This window comes from Pseudonocardia pini (assembly GCF_013870575.1).
Lineage (GTDB): Bacteria > Actinomycetota > Actinomycetes > Mycobacteriales > Pseudonocardiaceae > Pseudonocardia > Pseudonocardia pini.
Genome location: NZ_JACBXB010000734.1, coordinates 1 through 2,774, shown reverse-complemented (window position 1 = coordinate 2,774; position 2,774 = coordinate 1). Strand labels below are relative to the sequence as shown.

The following is a 2,774-nucleotide window of genomic DNA, read 5'->3' as shown; positions in this document are numbered from 1 at the left end:
CCGGGTCCGCCCCGGCCGACCCCCGCCGGGCCCGCGCTCGGGATCGCGCCGGTGTGGGCCTGCGCCGCGGTGGCGACCGACCAGGCCGCCGAGCCCGCGAGGGAGGCGACGATCGCCCCCGTCACCACACCGGCCGCCGGCAGCGCGGCATCCGGTGCACGCCGAGCAGGGCAGCGGCCGCGACCAGCCCCAGGGCGAGCGAGGTCCAGCCCAGCCAGGGCTGCCACCCGTCGAGCAGGTGGAAGCCCCACCCCGCGGCGACCGCGGTCGAGGCGGCCGGCAGGACACGGGCGGCGGCGGTCGAACGGATCCGCCAGAGCTCCACCGCGCCCATCCCGACCAGCGCCGCGATCGCCGGCGCGAGGGCGACCGTGTAGTACGGGTGGATGATCCCGGCCATGTAGCTGAACAGCAGCCCGGTGACCAGCAGCCAGCCGCCCCACACGATCACGGCGGCGCGGAGCCGGTCGGTCCGCGGGCGTCGCCAGGTCAGCCAGATCAGTCCGACCAGCAGGATCAGCGCCGCCGGGAGCAGCCACGACGCCTCCGTGCCCATCTCGGACCCGAACAGCCGGGTGATGCCGGTCCGGCCCCAGCCGCCACCGGCGCCGCCGCCGACGCTGCCGGTCTCGTCCCCGGTCAGCCGGCCGAACCCGTTGTAGCCCAGCACCAGCTCGAGCACGGAGTTGTTCTGCGAGCCGCCGATGTACGGCCGCGACGACGCGGGCCACAGCTCGACGACCACGACCCACCAGCCCGCGCTCACGATCATCGCGATGCCGGCGAGCACCAGGTCCCGGATCCGTCGGCCGACGCCGGTGGGCGCGGCGAGCAGCCACACCGCGGCGAGGGCGGGGACGATCAGGAAGGCCTGCACCATCCTCGTGAGGAAACCCGCGCCGAGGACCACGCCGGCGAGCACCAGCCACCGGGTGTGACCCCGTTCGAGCCCGCGCAGGGTGGCCCAGGCGGCGGCGACCAGGAGGAGGACCAGCAGGGCGTCGGGGTTGTTGAAGCGGAAGATCAACGTCGCGACGGGGGTGAGCGCGAGGACCGCGCCTGCGAGCAGCCCAGCCGCATGGCCGGAGGTGCGACGGACGGTGGCGTACAGCAGTGCGACGGCGCCGATCCCCATGAGCGCCTGGGGCACCAGGATGCTCCAGCTGCTGAGCCCGAAGAGCCGCACCGACAGTCCGGTGACCCACAGCGCCGCGGGGTCTTGTCGACGGTGATCGAGCCGGCGGCGTCGGACGAGCCGAAGAACCACGCCTCCCAGCTCGCGCCGCCTGCCTGCGACGCAGCCGAATAGAAGGCGTTCGCCCAGCCCGAGACGGAGAGGTTCCACAGGTAGAGGAACCCCGTCGCGACGAGGAGCGCCGCGGCCGAGACGCGCTCGACCAGCCGGGTCCGCGGTCGCGGCGGCGGCTCGTCGGGAGCGTGCGAGTCGGTGGGGCGGGCGGAGAGGGTGCTCGTCACGGTGCCCGAGAGTGGTGGGCGGTCCTGTGCCGCCCCGGTGCCCGACCTGTGGGCCGCCTGTGTGACTCGCGGGCGGTGTCCGACTCGCGGGCGGTGGTGTCCGACTCGCGGGCGGTGGTGTCCGACTCGCGCGTCGGGACCGGGGGACTCGCGGGCGGTGGTGTCCGACTCGCGGGGCTCGGGCGGGAACGTGCTCAGGGACGGGACGCGGTGGGGGTCGGGTGGAGGGCCGGGGCGGGGAGGGTGACGGTGAAGACCGTCTCGCCCGGCTCGCTCCTCAGGTCCACGCGGCCCGCGTGGGCCCCCACCACGGCGTCGACGATGGCCAGGCCGAGGCCGGTGCTGGGGGTGTCCCCGCCCAGCCGCTCCCGGGCCGTCGCGCCCCGGGCGAAGCGCTGGAACACCGTGGGCTGCAGGGTCGCGGGGATGCCGGGGCCGGTGTCGCGGACCCGCAGGACGGCCGTTCCCGCGACCTCCGCCAGCCCCACGGTGACGACCGTCCCCGGCGGGGTGTGGGTGCGCGCGTTGGCCAGCAGGTTGGTGAGGACCTGGGTGAGCCGCGAGGCGTCGCCGGGCACCGTCACCGGCTCCTCGGGCAGGTCCAGCTCCCAGCGGTGGCCGGGGCCGGCGACGTGGGCGTCGGACACGGCGTCGACCACGAGGCGGGTGAGGTCGACGGGGGCGCGCTCCAGCGGTCGGCCCGCGTCCAGCCGCGCGAGCAGGAGCAGGTCCTCGACCAGTGTGGACATCCGCTCGGCCTGCGAGGTGATGCGTCCCAGCGAGTGCGAGGCCTGTGTGGACAGCTCCGGGTCGCGCGCGGTCAGCTCGGCGTAGCCGCGGATCGCCGCGAGCGGGGTGCGCAGCTCGTGGCTGGCGTCGGCGACGAAGCGGCGCAGCCGGGTCTCGCTCTCCTGGCGGGCGTCGAGCGCACCGGCGACGTTGTCCAGCATGTGGTTCAGCGCCACGCCGACCTGCCCGACCTCCGTCCGCGCATCCGGCGACGGGACGCGGGCGGCCAGCTCGACCTCGCCGGAGTCCAGCGGCATCGTCGACACCGCGGCCGCGATCCCCGCGACCTCCTCGAGCGGCCGGAGCTCGCGCCGCACGACCACCGTCGCGGCGACCACGGCCCCGCCGAGCGCCACCGCGATCACGACCAGCTCGATGACCACCAACCGGTTGACGATGTCCGTGACCTGCTCCGCGGGCTGCCCCAGGACGAGCACCGTCCCGCCCGGCCCCGCTGTCGCGACGGCGCGGTAGTCCCCGAGCGACAGCGTGACCGTCTGCGGACGGTC

Annotated in this window: 2 protein-coding genes; both read right to left on the bottom strand. The window is 75.6% G+C overall.

The window, feature by feature from the left end:
• Positions 1–121: 121 nt before the first annotated feature.
• Entirely contained in the window at positions 122–1,186 is a 1,065-nt protein-coding gene (locus H5J29_RS28040) for a glycosyltransferase family 39 protein (RefSeq protein WP_446686499.1), read from the bottom strand.
• 484 nt (positions 1,187–1,670) lie between these two features.
• A partial coding sequence (locus H5J29_RS28035; RefSeq protein ID WP_181783996.1) for a sensor histidine kinase occupies positions 1,671–2,774 on the bottom strand: 1,104 nt, incomplete at its 5' end.